Source organism: Spiroplasma endosymbiont of Cleonymus obscurus, assembly GCF_964273375.1.
Taxonomy (GTDB): Bacteria; Bacillota_I; Bacilli_A; order Mycoplasmatales; family VBWQ01; genus Spiroplasma_E.
The window spans coordinates 761,128-780,000 of sequence record NZ_CAXWWA010000002.1 but is presented as its reverse complement, the minus strand read 5'-3'; the positions used below and the strand labels follow the sequence as shown (position 1 = coordinate 780,000).

Genomic DNA, 18,873 nt, shown 5'->3' with positions numbered 1-18,873 from the left:
CTAAAATAAAAATTATTTACTCATATTTTAATTGTTAACAGCACCAAGATGATATATAATGATTTATTAGAACCAAATTTAGATAGTGAAAATAGTAGTTTAGATTGAAAGGAGAGGAAATAAAAAATGTTAGAAAAAGAAACAAAAACAAATTTAACAGAAACAACACATGAAAAAAGAGTTAAAAATAGTGACTTTCTAATTAATGCTACTGACATTGTTAAAGTATACGGTGATAAAACGGTTTTAAATAAAATAAATATTCAAATTAAAGCTGGTGAGCGAATTGGAATCATTGGTGCAAATGGTAGTGGTAAGTCAACACTAACAGAAATTATTGCTGGTATTAGACATGCAACTTCAGGAGTTATTGAAAAAAAAGAAGGCATTGTTATTGGTTTTCAATTTCAAGAATCAAAATATCCACCAGGGATTACTGTTATGGATATGCTTACTTATTATTTAGAAACATTTAATATCGAAATCAATGTTGGTCAATTAAATGAATTATTAAATACCTATCAATTATCAGCTGCTAAAAATAAAAATATTATGTTTCTATCTGGTGGTCAACAACAACGACTTAATATATTATTAAGTGTTATTCATAAACCTGACTTGGTTATTTTAGATGAAGTATCAACTGGTTTAGATATTGAAGTTAAGGAAGAAATATTTGATTTTTTACAAAAAAATATTGTTGAAAAAAATGTAGCAATGATTTTAGTTACTCATAACATGAGTGAAATTGAACATTTCTGTACACGTATCATTTATATGCATGATGGTGACATTATTGAAAAACGGACTGTTAAAGAAGTCGTTAAAGAATATGGTTCAGTTCATAACTATACATCTCAACAATTTCAAAAATATAAAAAACCTACTATTGCTGCAGAAAAAGAAGCATTATCTAAGAAAAAAGGTCAGCAAGATCCAAACAAAATTGTAAATGCCGCAAAAACACGCCCTTCTAAACAAATACCGTTATTGAATTTAATGTTTAAATATTATCTAAAAGGCTTCTTTGTCCCATTTTTTCTAATTGTTTATCCAATTCTAATTTTGGGAATTCAAGGAGAATCAATACGGCATACTGGTGCTGATGTTGCTAGCACCATTACTGCTGTTAAACAAATGATTGCTGGTATTGCGATTGTTAATATTATTTCAGTTGGAATATTTATTATTCCTCAAACAATTATTGAATTTAAATTATCTGTATTACTAAAAAGAATTGGTGCAACTAATATTCATCCTTTATTTTTTGTTACTGCTGTAATTATCATCGGTGTATTTGCTTCAATAATTTCTTTCTTATGAACATTATTATGAGGGGGCATTTACTTTGGTGGTACGTATGGCTGAAGTGTTATTGCTCTTCCTACTCAAATTGGTGCTTCTATTCCATGAATTATTATTATTTTTATTACTACTATTGGTTTAGGAATAATGTTAGCATCACTATTTAAGACTATTACTTCATTTATTGCTGTTGCCAACGTATTATATTTACCTGTTGCTTACTTAAGTGGCTCAATTATGCCTATTGATTGAATTACAAGTAGTAAAGTATTAAATATTATTAGTTATTTCTCACCATTTAAATACTCTACTTTGCCTTACTTTGAATGTTGAAATGGAACATTTAAAATGACATGAGAAATGTATTTATATGGAGGTATTAGTTTAATAATACTAGCAATTTTTATGGGAATTGCTGCTCGCAAATTAAAATGACAAGATTAATAATCTAAATTTAAAAGTGATTGGGAATCCCAATCACTTTTAATATTTTTTAATTATTTAAATAATAATTCCTTACTTAAATCTAAACTTACTACTCATTGATAAGAGTTTATTATAATATCTAATGTAAAATTTAACATTTCAACAACATTTTCTAATAATTTTTCTTCACTATTAGCAATAACTAAATTTAATAAATTAGCAGTAGAACTATTATCAGAACCAATATTCATATAAGGAAGCATTAGAGTGACTTGATTTTTATTAACATAAATACGTGGTATTTTTTCTTGTGTATTTGCTAAATCAACCATTTTGCTCATTACTTTCGGCACTAATAACTTTCTTAACTTAATTGGATCACTATAATCAAGAGCAAATAACTTTTCAAATGCTGCTGATTCAAGTTGATCACCACGATTTGAACCCATAATTCTTGAACCTAATGTTTCAGGAACAATCGTTGTTATTACATCTTGCATATCAATTAAACACGTAAAATAAAGATATCGATTATATGTAGTACTAGTAGTTGTAGTTTTTCCTGTCTTGTAAGTTCTAGTAATCTTTTCTAAAGTTGTTCCACAATTAAAATTTTTATCATTAATACTACCAATAATAACTTTTTCAGTTCAAACACGATGATTAAAATCACTACCAATAACTAAGAATTTTTGTGGTACAATGGTAAAATTATTAGTAACATTAGTAATTTCAACTGCTTTAAAAGTAGAATTAACTGCCATTTTTAAATAATTAATATTATATTCTAAAAATTCTCGTTTTATTTTTTTAGAAAAAGTTTGTCCAACTGTTACTAACAATGTTCCAACATAAATAATACCAATAATAACTATTACTAAATAAAATGTGCTAGACACTTTTTCAGGTAATAAACTACTCAGAAAAATTATCCCTAACATAATAGTAAAAAAACCTAATGCCAAAATAATATAAGCAATAATTTTATATACATTGCTTATAAACATTCGCTTAAAGGAAGTATTTAAAATCTTGTTATAAATTGAATGTATATTTTCTTTAATAATTTTTAATTCATTCTCATTAAACTTTATAATACTATTATTTCTGCTCATTTTTCCTCCCATATATTAATTTATCAAGTATATAGGGACTTCGCGTCCCTCGCCACTACGTGGCTCACCCAAATTATAGTCCCAGTAGGTTCACTGGGACTATAATCATTTTTATTTATCTTTATTTTTAGGTTTATCTTTTTTCTTTAAAATATTATCCAATTTATCCAAACCAGCAGACTTAATATCATTATAATTCATATCAATACTACTTGCTTCTTTAAGGTATTTCTTAGGTGACAATTCACTTTTAAGTTCATACACATAATGTAAAGCACGTGAATTATACCTCTTTAACCAATGTCTAGGAAAAAATAAAGTCATAGCCATTGCTTCACCACTATAACTTGGAGGCATAATACCTTTTTTAATCATTTTCTTTGTTCTACGACGTGAAAATACTACTTTATTATAATCCTCAATATTAGTATATAAATTAATATTAAATACAACAAAAAATAATAAAACACGCATTCTTTTAACTTGAACTATATATTCTACTTTTTCTCTTGCTTGTTTTGGTATTCTATCGGGGTGTTGTTCAATCAAATACATTGTACCATTAAACATGTGACCTATTAACTTACAAAATTGTCCTAAACTTTCTTGTTGATTTTTAAACTGTACTCCTAAATCATTAGAATTTATTTTTAATGCTAATTCATCTAAAATTATTAAATCTTGTTCCTCAAAAGCATAATTACTTGCTAACTGATTAAAAGTAAAAACATCGTTATAATTAACCAAATAAGAATAACCAGTCTTTAACTTAATAGGGAAAGGACTCTCTAACTACTCGTTTCTTATGAGTTTGTGCTAAACAACAAGCAAGGGCAGATTTGCCAGTTCTTGGAGGTGCTGAAATAATATAACTACCAACTCGTTTTAAAATTTTAACATTACGAATAGTTATAAAAATTGGATAAATAATTATAATCAAACCTATAACTAATAACACATAACCATATCAAGGCATAATAAACTCCTAACCTATAATTAAACTAATTGCTCTAACAAATAATCATAAAGGTATAATATTTTCTATTCCACTAACAACATCAACATTTAAAGCAGTACTAATCGTATCTGAAAAAATATGTCATAATAAACTATCTGTTGTAAAAAGAAATTGTCTTAATGGTTCAACTGGTAAAACTTTACCAACAACACCATAAAGTACTCATCTAAAAGCATTACGTAAATGTCCAAAGACATCATATCAACTTGGTCTTTCATATTCGGGATTAAAAGGACTATTTGCTGGCACTGGCGTTATATTTTCACTTGAAAAAATATTAACTTGACCAAGATTTAACTGTGGTGACATATAAGAATATGAATCACCGTGAACGTCAAAAAATACTGTTAAATGTTTTAAATTTGGTACACGAATAGGCAAAGTAACAAAATTATATAAATCTTGTTGATAAATATCATTATCCACTTTACCTTTAAAAACATACTTTGTATTACCAACATAATCTAAAAAACTAAAAGTAAAATTAGCAGTAAAAGTTTTAAAACGTTCATATTCAAAATAAAACATAAATCCTTGAATATAAAAACTCAAAGGTTTATCAATTTCAAAATTTAACTGTGTTTGAAAATTTATAACTCTCCTATCGTTATTAACAAAATTCAAATGATTAGTATTCTTTTCTGAAACATAATTATGATTAAACATAATACGTGAAAATTCATCCAATTGTTTTCTATTAAAAGTATAAACGCCAGACCCCATATTTATCTGTTGTTTTGGAACACCAACTGTATCACTATAATAAGAACATATATAAGTACCCTGATTACCAATATATTCACCACTAACTAATTTTAAATCCGGTTGGTCAATGTCAAAATAAGCAGAATTTCATGGTATTGTTGCTCAATCATCAAAATTATGATACTTAACATGTTTAACCATTTCTTTTGTAATAACATAATTAACAACATTAGGGTCATTTGAAGCAATTAAACTAGTTGGTGCTTGAACAGAAGTATTTACAACAAAAAACAATTTAGCAAATTTAAATCACATAATTATTTACCAAACAAACATCTTAAAACTCATCATAAACCATAAAATATAATAAATCCAATAAAAAACTGCGTTCCATAAACTACTAAATTTCATAAAATAGTAGTAAATTGGTCAACTGGACTTCCTATAAACATAGTTCAATAATCAACTATACATTGATGTATTTTATTGTAAATATCTCAAACACTCATACTTAACACCTACCCAAACAATGACCTAAAAATAAATTTAATACTACGATAAATAAAATTAAAAAATACACCTAATACCAACCAAAAAGTCAAATTAAACAAAATATAAACTTCATCAGTAATATTAGTTTGATTTAAAAATATACCAATATCATTACTAGAAAATATAAAAATTAAATGCAATATACTATTCACAAAATCACTCATAATTAATTACCAACTCCTCAACCACTAGATGTTCCAGTAAATTTATTACCACCAGCACCACCTTTAAACTTACCTTGTTTTTTATTTTTTTCTTTTAATTTATCAATACGTTTACTATGAACCTTAGCAATTTTTTTACCAACAAATTTTGAACTACCTTTAATATTTCTATAACTTTGCTTTACAGTCCCCGATGTAGAAACTGGCTGAATGTCAATATTTAAAAAAACTGACATAGCAAACTTTATTAAAAGAATAAAAACAACAAAAGTTCCCAAATTAAAACCTAAATCTGCCATTGGCAAATTTCAAAATTTCATAAAAATTTGTCCAAATAGTTCTAAAACTTTTGAAATAAAAGCAACACCCATAATAAACTACTCCTATATTATTTTTAATAATTTTAAAATTAATGAAAAAGTAAAAAGTACTAAAATAATTGCTAACAATGGTGCTGGCATTGAAACTATTTGTTGTGAACTATCACCAAAAATAAAACTTTTAATAACCAAAGACAAATTATGTAAACCAGAAAAATCAGTAATATAACTTTGCAAAATATTTTGCACAATATTATTTAAAGAAGGTAAAAGTTTACCTAATAAAGGAAAAACAAAAATTATTGCAAAAAATAATTTAATCATAACTATTACCTCCTAAAAACAACTTTAATTTTTTCTATCTAAATCCACGAATAATATGTCCAATAAATTCTTTAATAAATACTAAGACCATCATAAATATTGGAATTAATACCGGTCAATTTGTCATTATAGAATCACCCGCAAATACTTAGTTAAAAACATAACTAAAAGATTCTAATAATTTTTGGCCAATACCTCCAATCATTTCTATTAAAGCACTTAATCCTTTTGGCATACTAATCACCTCCCTCCTCTAACTCTTTTCTTGCTCTTTCTTTACGCTTTTGTTCTTTACAATATCAACAATCTGGGTCAACTACATTATGTTTTCTATGTTTAAATTTTCAAACTAACTTTTTAATAGTACCTTTAAAAGCCCAAGAAGTACCAAGAACAGCAATTATCACAACTATTCATTTAACCATTATTTTCTACCTCCTAAAAAACTATCAAAACTCATATTTTCACTTAATCTTTGGTCAAAATTTATTTTTACTTTTTTCTTATGCAACTTTTGTCTTGGCATATTTTTTCATTTATCTTTTTTCATAAAATTAATTCACTCCTTATAAAATAAATGTTCTTATAGTTTTATTTTGTTCATTATTTCTTAAATTTTCATTATTAATTTCTAATAATTTACTTTGAAATTCTAATGTTTGTTTTAATTCTTTTACTTGATTATTTAAATTTTGAAATTTTCTTTCTAATTTTTGTTTTTCATATCTTTTTCTTTCAACTTTTAAATCATTCTTTTTAATAAATTTATTTTCTTTTCTCTTAAAAACTCAATTTGTTATTTTATTTTTAATATTATTTCATGGAATACCAATATAACCCACAACAATACCAATTAAGATAGATACTGGTTTAATTGCAACAATTCCTAAAACTATAATGCTAGGAATTAATCCTAAAAATATACTAAATGTAATACATCCAGTTAATGCCATAAATTTTAAAATTCATCACATATATATTTTCACTTTAAACACCACCTAGTGTATAAGCATAAGAATAATCCCAATTTAAACTTGCTCTATCTAAATTAATCTCTGACATACTATCATCATTTAAATCAACATCAACCATACCGTCATCTGTACTTTGATAATCATTAACACTGCCATTAATCAATCTTGCTCTTTCATCTGTAAATACTTCTTGTAATTCAGTATTATTATGTGTACTTCCCAATGGCAATAATAAAGTATTAATAATCTCACTTGCACCAGCAATAATCGTAGGAATAGCAAAATAATTATTAAAATTATTATTAATACCCATAGCAACACCACTACTAATCAAACATCCACCAGTACCCATATTTGCTATTTTACGTATAGTTTCAAATCTATTAGGTATTAACTCAGTTAAACCACTAATAACATTCGCTATACCAAAACTATTTAAAGATATATAAGTATCTCAATCTACAAAAGGAACATCAATTATCGGTTTAACAGTTGTAAATGGTGGATACGTTGGTTTAGGTGGTTCAGTAGGGCAAGGTGGCCAAAAACAAGGCTCATCTCTAAATAAAGACACAGACTTATCTACATACTGAACAAACTTAGCATAATTAATTAAACCAATTGTTCCTAAACCTAAAAATATCTTTTTATAACTATTAATAACTTTATTTTTAGTAGTTGGTCTTTGATTAATATTCCATATATCAATTCCTAACTTTTTACTAAATAACAAAGAATTAATAGAACCTAAAATTGGGTCTTTTAAATATTGACCATAATAAGCACTAACACCTACCATAGCACTTATTGGACTTAATCCAGTTCTTAAAATTTTAGTTAAAGTATAATTACTAGTTTGCTCTAATTCATTAGGCATAAATAAAATTCCTTACTTTATATACTAATAAGGAGCTTATTTAATTTTTACTTTTTTCTTTTATTCTCTTTTCTTATTCGTTCCATTTCATTAGCAACTCTGTAACACATTTCACAACCATATACTCGCTCATAAGTCCAATCACTACACTTATGTCTCATAATTTAACTTACTTTCTTGTTGTCTCATTGATTTATTTAAAGCAATATCTAATATACAATTTGGACAATAATATTTTCTAGTATATAAGTTTTGCAAAACTCTTTTAGGACAAATAACTTGGTCACAAAGTTTACACATATAAATCGCTAAATGAAATGCTTGTTCACATGAACAATTATCATTTTTAGCCATAATTTAATTAACTCCTAACATATTAATAACTATTTAAAATTACCCTTTTAATAAATAACTATTTTCAATTAGAAAGTTTTTTAATATTACCGCTTAAATCAAGTTCAAGTGAATAAAAATTACCAACTTTTAAATCAACAGTAGATAAACAATTATTAAAATCACTAGCAAATTCCAGATTATATCATTTATCACGTGTTTGACCAGTTGGTACACTCGTTTGTTTATTTATTTCTACAAACTTCAAAACATCAAACTTCAATGTTTGACCTTTATTATTTTTATCGGGAATAATACGCCCTTTTTCAATATTAACTAACTGTACTTTAAACATAAAAAAATACTTAACCTCCTGAATTCATTAAATTAAAAATTTAATAAGTTAAGCATAGTAGGGTAAACCTATACTTACAAATTAAGTATAACACAAAAAAATAAAAATCAAATAAAAAAAAGCACTAATAAGAATTCAGGTAATTATTAGTGCCATTAACCATTATATATATATATATATATATATACAAGTAAAATTATAGAAAAAATTAGTTTTTTTTCTAATGTAAAACTCTTTTCTTAAAATCAATTTTCTCAACTTTATTACCAAAAATTTTCTCTGACCAAGTCAAAACATCTTTATCTCTTTGAATTAAATAACCAATTTCACTAGTCCGCAAATATTCTTTATACGATAAAGCACTTAAATATACATATCGTTCATAATCTTCATAGTCTTTAAAATAATCATTAACAACAGTACTTTCAATAATACCACCAATCATAACAGTATCACCATTACTATCTCTTTGAGTTTTAAAATAAAATACATTTGTTGCATTAAAACTTGCTTTAATTATATCTCCAATTGTTATTTTTTTAATTCCACGAACTATAATAGGATTTTTACAATTACGACTAAAAGCATACGCTCTTACACCTACATCTGTCTGATTTATAGATTTAACATCATCCATTGCTTTTGTAACATATTTTCCTAAATATTTAATAACAAATTCATTTGTACCTTTTTTAACGACTTTTAAATCATTAAAACCGTGAGTTCATCATTCTAATAACATACTCTTATGTATCTTTCTATTAAAAATTATATGAAAATGAATAGCACCACGAGATTGATACTCATAAACATAAAAATATTTTAACTCCCCTAAATGTTCAAAACGTTTAGGGTCATTTCATCATTTCTTTAATTTAAGAAAAAATAAACGAATATCTTTCTTTGCTTTTTTAATATCTTGTATATTATCTTTATAAGTTAAAGTAACAAAACTCAACATTTTACTATCATAAAAATTATGTAAGGCTTTTTGAATTAAATTATTTTTAGTACGAACAGTATTATTTCTTAATTTTTGTTTATTACCAATATAAGATTTACCACTAACATTTCCAATATTATTTAAAAAAGAAATAGGTAATACTATATTTTTTACATAACAAGCATAAAAAATCTTTTTAACATAAAAATCTTGTTGAATATCCATATATAAAATTCCTGAATTCTAGGTTTTTAAAAACCAATTTTATATTTTTTAATAACAAACAAATCTTAACATAAAAAAATATAAAAGCAAACACAAAACAATTGTGATACTTAATTTAATTTAATTAAAATAATTATACTTAAAATTATTATTTTTACTATCAACTTAACCATTAATATCTTATAATAACATTTAGAATACTAAAATATAGTAAGAACCTGTTTAGAATCTTTTCGAAAATAATGTAAAATGATTATATATTTTAAAATAAGAGGTATATATGCATAAAAATTATCCAAGTCATGTCACCAAAGAACAATTTGAAAACATAAAATCAATTTTAGAAAATAGTAAAAAGAAAACAAAACCAAGAAGTTTAGATTTATATGAAATATTTTGTGCAATTTTATATGTATTAAAAAGTGGTTGTCAATGAAGAATGTTACCAAAAAATTTTCCAAAATGACAAACTGTATATTATTATTTTCAAATTTGAAGTAAAAATAATGGTAAAGAACCTAGTGTATTGCAATTAATTTTAAAAAAAATTAGTTAAAAAAGTTCGTATCAACAATAATCGCAAAGAACAAACTAGTTTTTGTATAATTGATTCGCAAAGTGTTAAAAATACAGATACTACTGAAAATAAAGGTTATGATGCTGGTAAAAAGATTTCAGGCATAAAACGTCATATTGTTGTTGATTCTCAAGGTTTACCACATGCAATTTACATAACCACGGCAGAAAAAACAGATCGTAATAGCGCTATAATAATGATTGAAAATGAAAAAGAAAATCTTTCTGCAGTTCAAAAAATAATAGTAGATGCTGGTTATACTGGTGAAAAATTTGCTTCTGAAATCAAAACAATCATAAATGCAAATGTTGAAGTGATAAAACGCAATGAATTACATACTTTTGTAGTATTACCAAAAAGATGAATTGTAGAACGAAGCTTTGCTTGATTAGAAAAATACAGAAGATTATGAAAAAATTGTGAAAGAAAACTAAATACTAGTTTACAAATGGTTGTTCTTTCATTTATTTCAGTTTTATTAAAAAGATTCTAAACAGGTTCTAAGAATTTAGGAGAGAAAGATATGTTACTTAATAGTAATAGTAATATTTTATCTTGGATTGGAGCAATTTTAACTAGTATTGTTTTAATTCCTCAAAGTTTTAAAATAATTCGCACCAGAGATACAAAATCATTATCATTATATATGTATATTATTTTTGTACTATCAGCAATAACATGAATTATTTTTGCAATATTGTCTAATCAACCTGCTATTATTACAACTAATACTATTGTATTATTTTTTGCAAGTATTATTTTAATTCTAAAAATTAATAATATTTTTAGAAAAAAAGAAAAACCATAGTTTCAATTAGGTAATAAGAATTAAAGGATTTTCATTAATATATTTAATTCATCATTTAAAACCATGACTACCATTTTCATCAATTACTAAATTAGTAGTAATTTTTCTATTAGTTAATATTTTTTTTAATTCAATAGTATTACTTTCATAATTTGTTACTAATTTGCCTTCAAAAAACTTTGGTTCTTTTTTTCCTACCCATAGTTCAACTATTAAAGGTTGATTATTATTTAAAACTTTAGTTTTTAAATCTTCAATAATTTGTGAATTAAATCAAATTGCTGGCGAAAATAATAATAATTTTGTAAATTGTAATTTTGATAAATATAACATTTGTAAACAAAAATATGCTCCCAAAGAACAACCAATGGCATTTAAATTTTTAATTTTTAAATTAAACTTTTTAATAACAAATGGTATAACCTCATTAATAATAAATTCTAAGTAATTTTTACCATTACCACCAAGAAAATCAATGTTACTTTTTTTTAATTCAGGAAAATATTTTGTCATTAATATTTTTACATCATCATTGGTATAAGTTGCTAAATCATTAAAACGAGTCATATTATTGGTACTACCAATACCAATAAAAATACAATTACTATTATTTTCAAATAAAATATTACTATTACTATTAAGTAACATATCTTTACCATCAAAAACTAAATAAACTTCATAAGCAATATTTTGATCATAAATAGAAGGTAAAGCAATAATAATATCTTTATTAATGTTTAAAAATTTACTTTTAATATTTTCAACTTTTATATCATAATTATTCATATTTTTTCTCCTTAATTTATTGATAATTTCCTAACAAAGAATAATTCATTATTCTAATATAAAAATTAAAATTAGTTTGTTCTAAGCGCATAGCACATTTAACCAATTCATCTAAAATTATCAACTTATTAGTAAATAAAGTTTCATATGAAAAAAAAGCTTTTAAATTTAAATCAGTACTATCTTTTGTCAGCAATGTTTTTCTAGTTTCTAAATCCAACAAGTAAAATAACATTAATAAACTTCCAAACTCATAATTATTTTTTATGTTTGTTTCATTCTTAGTTAAATTAATAAAAATATTACCACTAATATTTACCAATCTTTTAATTATGAGCAAACTTTCTTTTTTCAAATTAGAATTATTTACCAAAAAATCAGGTAATACTACTTTTGAAGTATCATCAAACCAAACTTTTATTTGGTCTTTACATCCAAGTAATAATAAAAGTTCCTTGGCATTTTGATAATCATCTAACTGTTTTTCTTGACGCTTAAAAGTAGGAATTAAAGCAGAAATAGTTAATATAAAATTTGCAACTAATCTTAAATATTCTTTATAAGAAATTTTATTAAAATATAAATAAACACTTACTATTTTCATAAACATTAAATTTTGATTACTATTAAATATTAAGTTATAAGTATTACGATAATCTTTTGCTTTTAAATGACCTAATTTTTTTTTAATTTCGCGCTTAAAAAAATAATTACTTTTTAAAAGCAAAAGATGGTTAAATAATCGATATTCGGGAATCATTTTTTACTTCCAATCTAATTATATATTTTTAAATTTAATCTTAAAATAATTATAACATTGAAATAAATAAGTACATAATGTTACTTATTTATTATATTTAATTGCCAATAATATCATTGATAATTAATTATATTTAATATATAAAAATAAAAAGTTATTTTAAATAATAACTTTTTAAATTCATTTTTAACTAAAATCTTTTTTTCTTATAAAGAATTTATTGATTTCAAAGAAGAACTTAATTTTTCTTCTGCTTTATCTTCATTTGGCAAACTAAAACAAGATTGATTTTTTTCAATATCTGTTTCAAAACCAAGATCACTATATTGACTATTAACTCTTGAAATTAATTGTTTTTTACTAGAAAAAGGATTGTCTTCATCAAATTGCTTTGATATTTCATTTTCTGAAATAAAATTTAATTTATCAAAAATTTCTTCATTTTTTTCATTTGTAATTTTATTAATCAAACTGACTTGTAAATTAATAATATTTTCAAAAATATTTAATTTTAAAACTTTAAGTGGTTTAATATTTTTTTCATTTTCATTTATTTCTTCTCTTAAATTTCTTGTTTTCAATTTTATTTCTTTAATTTGCTTATCAATATTTTTATTTTTATAATATTTAAAAATACCAAAAGTAAATACATTTAAAAAAGTTAATTTTCAATTTTTTTCTGCTTTTTTTTCTCTTAAATTTTTAATATCAAGTTCAAGTAAATCAATTTTATCTAATATTTCTTTATTTTTTTCTTCAAAATCAAATATTTTTTGTTCTAAATCCTTAATTTGAATTACTGAGAAACTAATACTATCAAATAATTCTGTATCACCATCTTCTTCAAAAGGATTTTTCTTAGAACCTGTTTAAAATCTTTTAGAGAAATAGGGTAAAATGATTATATATTTTAAGATAAGAGGTATATATGCGTAAAAATTATCCTAGTAATGTTAGCAAAGAGCAATTTGAAAATATAAAATCAATTTTAGAAAATACTAAAAAGAGAACTAAACCAAGAAGCTTAGATTTATATGAAGTATTTTGTGCAGTTTTATATGTATTAAAAAGTGGTTGTCAATGAAGAATGTTACCAAAAGATTTTCCAAAATGACAAATTGTATATTATTATTTTCAAGTTTGAAGTAAAAATAATGGTAAAGAACCTAGTGTATTACAATTAGTTTTAAAAAAAATTAGTCATGGCATTTCGTATCAATAATGGTAGAAAAGAACAAACTAGTTTTTGTATAATTGATTCACAAAGTGTTAAAAATACAGATACTACTAAAAACAAAGGTTATGATGCTGGTAAAAAGATTTCAGGAATAAAGCGTCATATTGCTGTTGATTCTCAAGGTTTACCACATGCAATTTACATAACCACAGCAGAAAAAACAGATCGTAACAGTGCTATAATAATGATTGAAAATGAAAAAGAGAATCTTTCTGCAGTTCAAAAAATACTAGTAGATGCTGGTTATACTGGTGAAAAATTTGCTTCTAAAATTAAAACAATTATAAATGCAAATGTTGAAGTTATAAAACGTAATGAATTACATTCTTTTGTAGTATTACCAAAAAGATGAGTTGTAGAACGAAGTTTTGCATGATTAGAAAAATGCAGAAGATTATGAAAAAATTGTGAAAAAAAATTAAATACTAGCTTACAAATGGTTGTTCTTGCCTTTATTTCAATTTTATTGAAAAGATTTTAAACAGGTTCTAAAAGATTTTAAACAGGTTCTTAGATGGATATATAGAATGTTCTAATTCTTCAAAGTTTTTATTTTTTAAAATAAAATCTAATTGTTCAAATATTTCTTTATATCTCTTAACTTTATTTTCATATAACTGACCTTGTAAATCAATAATTTCTTTTAAAATATTTAATTTTGAATTTTTAAATGGTTGTGCATTTTTTTCATTTTCATCAATTTCTTCTATTAAATCTTTTATATTTAATTCTGTTTCTTTAATTTGTTTATTAATATTTGAAAATAGTTGTATTTTTTTTTGATTTTTTTAGTTTTTTTAAACGTTTAATTTTATTTTCTAAAGATTCAATTTGCTCAACAATTTATTCACTTTTTTTCTCAATAAAAAATATTTCTTTATCCAAGTCTTCTTTTGCTTTTTTTAATATGTTAATTTTTTCAATTAACATTTTTTTCTCCTTTAAAAATTAAAAAAACCCATTTACTTATAAATAAAGCAATAGGTTAAAAACTATATTTAGTTTATAAACTAAATTATACTTACTTTTTTATTTTTAATTATTATTTTTATTTTTTTCACTAATATGTTTTAAAAAAAGTATTTTAACTAGTTAAAATACTTTTTTTAAAATAGGAGGTACTGTAGAAAAACTTTTCGCGAAATTATTTATTAAATTTTGACTAAAACAACAACTTCCAAATATTTTAGCATCCTCTTCTTCCACTGATTTAGAAAGTACTTCAATATCACTGCCATCATCATCATTAAAACCACTATCTTTACTTAAAAATATATCATCTTCTTGCTCGGATTCAGAAAGTACTTCAATATCACTATCATCATCATTAAAATTTAATTTATTAACAGTAACATCTACTTCCATTTCTTCACTAAAAATAATTTTTTTATTTAAAGATACTTTTAACATATCATCTTTTTTCTCAGATTCAGAAAGTACTTCAATATCACTATCATCAGCACTATTATATCCAGAAGAATTTTGTTCTAATGAAGAATCATTATTAATAGGAACTACTATTTTTTTGCTATTTGATTTTTTAAATTATCTAACTGTTGAAAAAATTCTTTATTAATTTTAATTAATCGATTGTTAACAAAAAATAAGTTTTTTAAAAGAATATTAGTTTTTTTAATAATTTTTAATTTTTTAATTTTTAACAATTTAATAATATTTTTATTATTATTTATCCTTTGTTTCAAACATTCTCTATTAATTTTTATTTCTTTAATTTGCTTATCAATATTTTTATTTTTATAATATTTAAAAATACCAAAAGTAAATACATTTAAAAAAGTTAGTTTTCAATTTTTTTGGTTTTTTTGTTTTTCTAGAACTTTAATATTTTTTTCTAATACTTTAATTTCTCCAATTAATTTTATATTTTTATCTTCTTCATCAAATATTTGTCCAGTTAATTCATTGATTTCTTCATCTAATGTAAAAAATTCCTCCTCTTTGATTAATGAAATATTTAATTTTAATTCTGTATTTTTTTTATCAATATAAGATATTTTTTCATCTAATTCTTTAATTTCTTTATCTAATATTAAAAAAGATTCTTCTTTAGTTAATGGCATATATACTTCTCCTTTTTAAAAACAAAAGAACCCATTTGCTTTAAAAAAACAATGGGTAAAAACTTATATTAAGTTTATTAAGTTTATTAAAGTATATTATACTTTATTTTTTTATTTTTTAACTATTAATTTTAAAAAAATAGTTATATTGAACAAAAATATTGGATTATAAAATAAAAAATTATCTTTAAAATAATATAATATATTTATATTAGAAATATAGTTATTAACTAAATTCAATCATATACTAGTTATAATTACTTATTTATTTTATCTAAAACACCATTAATGTATTTATAAGCATCATTTGGACAATAAGCTTTAGTTATAATAATAGCTTCATTAATAATAATTTTTTTATCTGTTTTAGTATGGACAATTTCATACACTGCTAAAATTAAAATTGCTTGTTCAATTGGTTTTAAATTTTCAAAATCTCATCCTTGTTTTAAATTATTATTGATTAAATCTATTAAATCATATTCATAATCAATTATTTTATTTAATATCTCACATTGTTCAGTAATTAAACTCTTACCTTCTTCTTCAAAAAGAAATTGTTTAAACGATTGTTGTGATTGGCCTTCAAGGAAATATTGATATAATACTTCCATCATGCCAATTCTTTTATGATGCTGGGTTATCTTCTTTTGTTCTTGCATTGTTGATTTCTACTTCCTTAGTTTGAGCAATAAATATTATATGAATATTTAATAAAAATAAATTTAAAGCTGATTCAGTACGTCTTAAAATTAAATTATTAATTTTATTTTTTAAATTTACTAAATCTTCATTTGGATTAACAATTAATTTTATTCGCACAACAATATTATTATTAATAGCAGTAATATCATTTGTTTCTAACATTAGAACTTCAACATCTTCTAATGTTAATTGATAGTTATCATTAATTAATAACATATAAATAAATTTTTTAATAATTAACGAAGATAATTTTAATGTTCCAACTTTACTTTCTTCAATAAGTATTTCCATAATATTCACCTTTCTTAAGCGCGAGTTTTGTATTTCCCTTCATCTGTACTTACTACAATTTTATCACCATTATTAATAAACATTGGTACTTGTAATTGTAAACCAGTTTCTAAAATAGCTGTTTTTGTTGTATTAGAAACACTATTTCCCTTTACTCCTGGTGGAGCATCAACAACCGCTAATACTACCGAAGGAGGTAAATCAATACCTAATATTTCTAAATTTTTATAAACCCTTAATGATACTTCATTACCAGGAACTAAAAATTTTTTTTCTCATGATAAGCGTGATTGATCAATCCTAATTTCATTATAATCTTCATTATCCATAAAAACTGAATACATACCATCATCATAACTATAAATTGCTGGTCGTTTATCAATAATAGCTGGATAAACTGTATCACCACCAGTAAAAGTAATACTAATAATAGCTTGTGTTCTTAAATTTTTTGCTTTTACTTTCACATGCGCTTGTCCACGTCCACTTTTAGAATGTGCTGATTCAATAACTATTAAAATATCAGTTTTATTATGTAAAAAAGTAATTCCTGGTTTAAAATCATTAACGTTAATCATTTTTATTTTTTCTCCTTTCAAATATCAATTTCACGAGATGATTTTGTTAAAATTTGATAACCATCTTTGGTAACTAAAATATCATCTTCAATTCTAACACCACCTAAATTAGGAATATAAATACCTGGTTCAACAGTAATAACCATTCCCGGAACTAAAATAGTAGATTCATTTTTAATAACTCAAGGTGATTCATGAATTTCAATACCAAGTCCATGACCAGTACCATGAGTAAAATATTGTTCATAACCCTTTTCTTTAATATATTCTCTACAAATCTTATCAATTTCACCAATAGCTATACCCGGCTTTACAGCCTTAATTCCTGCCATTTGTGCTGACTTAACTATTTCATGAATTTCAATTAATTTTGGATTAACTTTACCAATCGCAAAAGTTCTAGTCATATCTGAACAAAAACCTTCATATACACAACCAAAGTCACAAGTAATTAACTCATTATTGCCAATTTTTTTATTACTAGCTTTACCATGAGGCATTGCTCCTCTTTCTCCAGAAGCAACAATAGTATCAAATGATGCTTTTGTTGCACCATTTTTAACAAATGAACGTAATATTATATCTTCAACATCTTTTTCACTAACACCAGGTCGGATAAAGTTTAAAACTTCATTAAAAGCCAAATCACCAATAGCACAATCTTTTGCAATTCGTGCAATTTCGATTTCATCTTTAATCATTCTTAGTGAACTAACATAAATTGGAACAAATTCAATATCTTTAATTTCTTGCTTTCAACTTTCTAATTGAGCAATAGTAATATATTCTGCTTCAAAACCAATTTTTTTAATTTTTTGTGATTTTAATAAATCTTTCAATGAAGAAAAAATATTACTAAATTGAATGCATTTAACATTTTTGGCATTTTCTTTTCCCTCAGTAATATATCTTCCATCTAATAATAAATTTGCATCATTTTTGCTAATCAATAAATAACCTAACGTTGAAATAAAATCACTATATCAAAAGCGATTTTCGGGAGAATAAAATAACATAGCATCTATTTTATTTTTGGTTAATATTGTTTCAATAATTTCTTTTTTATTTAAATTTTTCATTTTAAATTCAATCCTTTTAATAAATCATTAATTAATAACTAAGTATATTGTACTGCAAATTAAAGAAAAGAAATAAGTAAAACTTATTTCTTTTCTTTATGTAGTGTATGTTGATTACAACGAGAACAATGTTTTTTTGTTTCTAATTTTTCAGGCTTAGTTTTTTTATTACGATCAGCAATATAATTTTCTTCTTTGCAAACTTCACATCTTAAAGTTAATCCATCACGCATTGTGCGCCTCCTTAATAATAATTGAGTTATATACAATACAATATTATTGCATAATTAAATAGTTAGTTCAATTAAATAAAGGAATTATTTTTAAACTTCCTT

General features: G+C 23.6%; 28 protein-coding genes. 4 read left to right on the top strand and 24 right to left on the bottom strand.

The window, feature by feature from the left end; all coding sequences use genetic code 4:
- Window positions 1–126: 126 nt before the first annotated feature.
- Window positions 127–1,749 carry an ABC transporter ATP-binding protein/permease gene (locus ACI2WJ_RS05055; protein ID WP_400255024.1) on the top strand — a complete coding sequence of 541 codons (1,623 nt, stop codon included), beginning with the start codon at window positions 127–129 and terminating at the stop codon, window positions 1,747–1,749.
- Between the two features lie 53 nt (window positions 1,750–1,802).
- Here ACI2WJ_RS05055 and ACI2WJ_RS05050 read toward each other — a convergent pair whose 3' ends face one another.
- From ACI2WJ_RS05050 to ACI2WJ_RS04985, 14 genes are all read right to left on the bottom strand, one after another.
- A complete protein-coding gene (locus tag ACI2WJ_RS05050) occupies window positions 1,803–2,846 on the bottom strand; it encodes a DUF3137 domain-containing protein (protein ID WP_400255023.1) in 1,044 nt (347 codons plus the stop codon).
- A 111-nt stretch (window positions 2,847–2,957) separates the two neighbouring features.
- Window positions 2,958–3,593 (bottom strand): hypothetical protein, encoded by a 636-nt coding sequence (locus tag ACI2WJ_RS05045; protein WP_400255022.1) that lies wholly within the window; start codon window positions 3,591–3,593, stop codon window positions 2,958–2,960.
- A gap of 22 nt (window positions 3,594–3,615) precedes the next feature.
- Complete coding sequence (locus ACI2WJ_RS05040) at window positions 3,616–3,822, bottom strand: hypothetical protein (protein ID WP_400255021.1); 207 nt, start codon at window positions 3,820–3,822, stop codon at window positions 3,616–3,618.
- A gap of 9 nt (window positions 3,823–3,831) precedes the next feature.
- Window positions 3,832–4,884, bottom strand: a complete 1,053-nt coding sequence (locus ACI2WJ_RS05035) for a hypothetical protein (RefSeq protein ID WP_400255020.1) — start codon at window positions 4,882–4,884, stop codon at window positions 3,832–3,834.
- A 2-nt stretch (window positions 4,885–4,886) separates the two neighbouring features.
- Window positions 4,887–5,078, bottom strand: a complete 192-nt coding sequence (locus tag ACI2WJ_RS05030; RefSeq protein WP_338956933.1) for a hypothetical protein — start codon at window positions 5,076–5,078, stop codon at window positions 4,887–4,889.
- A 209-nt stretch (window positions 5,079–5,287) separates the two neighbouring features.
- On the bottom strand, window positions 5,288–5,656 hold the full coding sequence (locus ACI2WJ_RS05025; protein ID WP_338956929.1) for a hypothetical protein: 369 nt from the start codon (window positions 5,654–5,656) through the stop codon (window positions 5,288–5,290).
- A 12-nt stretch (window positions 5,657–5,668) separates the two neighbouring features.
- Complete coding sequence (locus tag ACI2WJ_RS05020) at window positions 5,669–5,929, bottom strand: hypothetical protein (protein ID WP_338956747.1); 261 nt, start codon at window positions 5,927–5,929, stop codon at window positions 5,669–5,671.
- Window positions 5,930–6,165: 236 nt separating this feature from the next.
- The gene (locus ACI2WJ_RS05015) at window positions 6,166–6,354 is read right to left on the bottom strand and encodes a hypothetical protein (protein WP_338960158.1); all 189 of its coding nucleotides are present in this window, start codon (window positions 6,352–6,354) and stop codon (window positions 6,166–6,168) included.
- The gene (locus ACI2WJ_RS05010) at window positions 6,354–6,479 is read right to left on the bottom strand and encodes a hypothetical protein (protein WP_400255019.1); all 126 of its coding nucleotides are present in this window, start codon (window positions 6,477–6,479) and stop codon (window positions 6,354–6,356) included. The genes ACI2WJ_RS05015 and ACI2WJ_RS05010 overlap by 1 nt, the downstream gene beginning before the upstream one ends.
- Before the next feature lie 16 nt (window positions 6,480–6,495).
- Complete coding sequence (locus tag ACI2WJ_RS05005) at window positions 6,496–6,915, bottom strand: hypothetical protein (RefSeq protein ID WP_174480868.1); 420 nt, start codon at window positions 6,913–6,915, stop codon at window positions 6,496–6,498.
- Window position 6,916: 1 nt separating this feature from the next.
- Entirely contained in the window at window positions 6,917–7,780 is an 864-nt protein-coding gene (locus tag ACI2WJ_RS05000; RefSeq protein WP_400255018.1) for a hypothetical protein, read from the bottom strand.
- Window positions 7,781–7,930: 150 nt separating this feature from the next.
- On the bottom strand, window positions 7,931–8,134 hold the full coding sequence (locus ACI2WJ_RS04995) for a hypothetical protein (RefSeq protein ID WP_339049248.1): 204 nt from the start codon (window positions 8,132–8,134) through the stop codon (window positions 7,931–7,933).
- A 58-nt stretch (window positions 8,135–8,192) separates the two neighbouring features.
- Complete coding sequence (locus tag ACI2WJ_RS04990; RefSeq protein WP_400255017.1) at window positions 8,193–8,468, bottom strand: hypothetical protein; 276 nt, start codon at window positions 8,466–8,468, stop codon at window positions 8,193–8,195.
- Window positions 8,469–8,688: 220 nt separating this feature from the next.
- Complete coding sequence (locus ACI2WJ_RS04985) at window positions 8,689–9,636, bottom strand: rolling circle replication-associated protein (RefSeq protein WP_400255016.1); 948 nt, start codon at window positions 9,634–9,636, stop codon at window positions 8,689–8,691.
- A 280-nt stretch (window positions 9,637–9,916) separates the two neighbouring features.
- Between ACI2WJ_RS04985 and ACI2WJ_RS04980 the strand changes: the two genes are divergently transcribed.
- Window positions 9,917–10,706 (top strand): IS5 family transposase gene (locus ACI2WJ_RS04980; RefSeq protein WP_400254448.1). Its coding sequence is split into 2 segments (ribosomal slippage): window positions 9,917–10,177 and window positions 10,179–10,706, totalling 789 coding nucleotides; the frame shifts between segments, so codons are not numbered across the junction.
- Between the two features lie 30 nt (window positions 10,707–10,736).
- Window positions 10,737–11,021, top strand: a complete 285-nt coding sequence (locus ACI2WJ_RS04975) for a SemiSWEET family sugar transporter (protein ID WP_400255015.1) — start codon at window positions 10,737–10,739, stop codon at window positions 11,019–11,021.
- A gap of 6 nt (window positions 11,022–11,027) precedes the next feature.
- Here ACI2WJ_RS04975 and ACI2WJ_RS04970 read toward each other — a convergent pair whose 3' ends face one another.
- The 3 genes from ACI2WJ_RS04970 to ACI2WJ_RS04960 form a co-directional block, all read right to left on the bottom strand.
- Window positions 11,028–11,807, bottom strand: a complete 780-nt coding sequence (locus ACI2WJ_RS04970) for an alpha/beta hydrolase-fold protein (protein ID WP_339039631.1) — start codon at window positions 11,805–11,807, stop codon at window positions 11,028–11,030.
- Window positions 11,808–11,823: 16 nt separating this feature from the next.
- Window positions 11,824–12,567, bottom strand: coding sequence for a hypothetical protein (locus tag ACI2WJ_RS04965; RefSeq protein WP_338959250.1), 744 nt, complete (start codon window positions 12,565–12,567; stop codon window positions 11,824–11,826).
- Between the two features lie 206 nt (window positions 12,568–12,773).
- Window positions 12,774–13,148 carry a hypothetical protein gene (locus ACI2WJ_RS04960; RefSeq protein ID WP_400255014.1) on the bottom strand — a complete coding sequence of 125 codons (375 nt, stop codon included), beginning with the start codon at window positions 13,146–13,148 and terminating at the stop codon, window positions 12,774–12,776.
- A gap of 347 nt (window positions 13,149–13,495) precedes the next feature.
- On the opposite strand from ACI2WJ_RS04960, the gene ACI2WJ_RS04955 reads away from it, so the two are divergent.
- Window positions 13,496–14,285 (top strand): IS5 family transposase gene (locus ACI2WJ_RS04955; protein WP_400254556.1). Its coding sequence is split into 2 segments (ribosomal slippage): window positions 13,496–13,756 and window positions 13,758–14,285, totalling 789 coding nucleotides; the frame shifts between segments, so codons are not numbered across the junction.
- A gap of 611 nt (window positions 14,286–14,896) precedes the next feature.
- Here the strand turns inward: ACI2WJ_RS04955 and ACI2WJ_RS04950 are convergent.
- From ACI2WJ_RS04950 to rpmG, 7 genes are all read right to left on the bottom strand, one after another.
- Window positions 14,897–15,214: a hypothetical protein gene (locus ACI2WJ_RS04950; RefSeq protein ID WP_400255013.1), complete on the bottom strand. Its 318-nt coding sequence runs from the start codon at window positions 15,212–15,214 to the stop codon at window positions 14,897–14,899.
- Window positions 15,215–15,321: 107 nt separating this feature from the next.
- Window positions 15,322–15,885, bottom strand: coding sequence for a hypothetical protein (locus ACI2WJ_RS04945; protein WP_400255012.1), 564 nt, complete (start codon window positions 15,883–15,885; stop codon window positions 15,322–15,324).
- Between the two features lie 257 nt (window positions 15,886–16,142).
- On the bottom strand, window positions 16,143–16,547 hold the full coding sequence (gene nusB, locus ACI2WJ_RS04940; RefSeq protein ID WP_338959222.1) for a transcription antitermination factor NusB: 405 nt from the start codon (window positions 16,545–16,547) through the stop codon (window positions 16,143–16,145).
- Window positions 16,513–16,881 carry a hypothetical protein gene (locus ACI2WJ_RS04935; RefSeq protein WP_338959220.1) on the bottom strand — a complete coding sequence of 123 codons (369 nt, stop codon included), beginning with the start codon at window positions 16,879–16,881 and terminating at the stop codon, window positions 16,513–16,515. The genes nusB and ACI2WJ_RS04935 overlap by 35 nt, the downstream gene beginning before the upstream one ends.
- Window positions 16,882–16,895: 14 nt before the next feature.
- Window positions 16,896–17,459: an elongation factor P gene (gene efp, locus ACI2WJ_RS04930; RefSeq protein ID WP_174481165.1), complete on the bottom strand. Its 564-nt coding sequence runs from the start codon at window positions 17,457–17,459 to the stop codon at window positions 16,896–16,898.
- Between the two features lie 2 nt (window positions 17,460–17,461).
- Window positions 17,462–18,538 (bottom strand): M24 family metallopeptidase, encoded by a 1,077-nt coding sequence (locus ACI2WJ_RS04925; protein WP_400255011.1) that lies wholly within the window; start codon window positions 18,536–18,538, stop codon window positions 17,462–17,464.
- A gap of 83 nt (window positions 18,539–18,621) precedes the next feature.
- Window positions 18,622–18,771, bottom strand: coding sequence for a 50S ribosomal protein L33 (rpmG, locus tag ACI2WJ_RS04920; protein ID WP_174481164.1), 150 nt, complete (start codon window positions 18,769–18,771; stop codon window positions 18,622–18,624).
- Window positions 18,772–18,873: the final 102 nt, after the last annotated feature.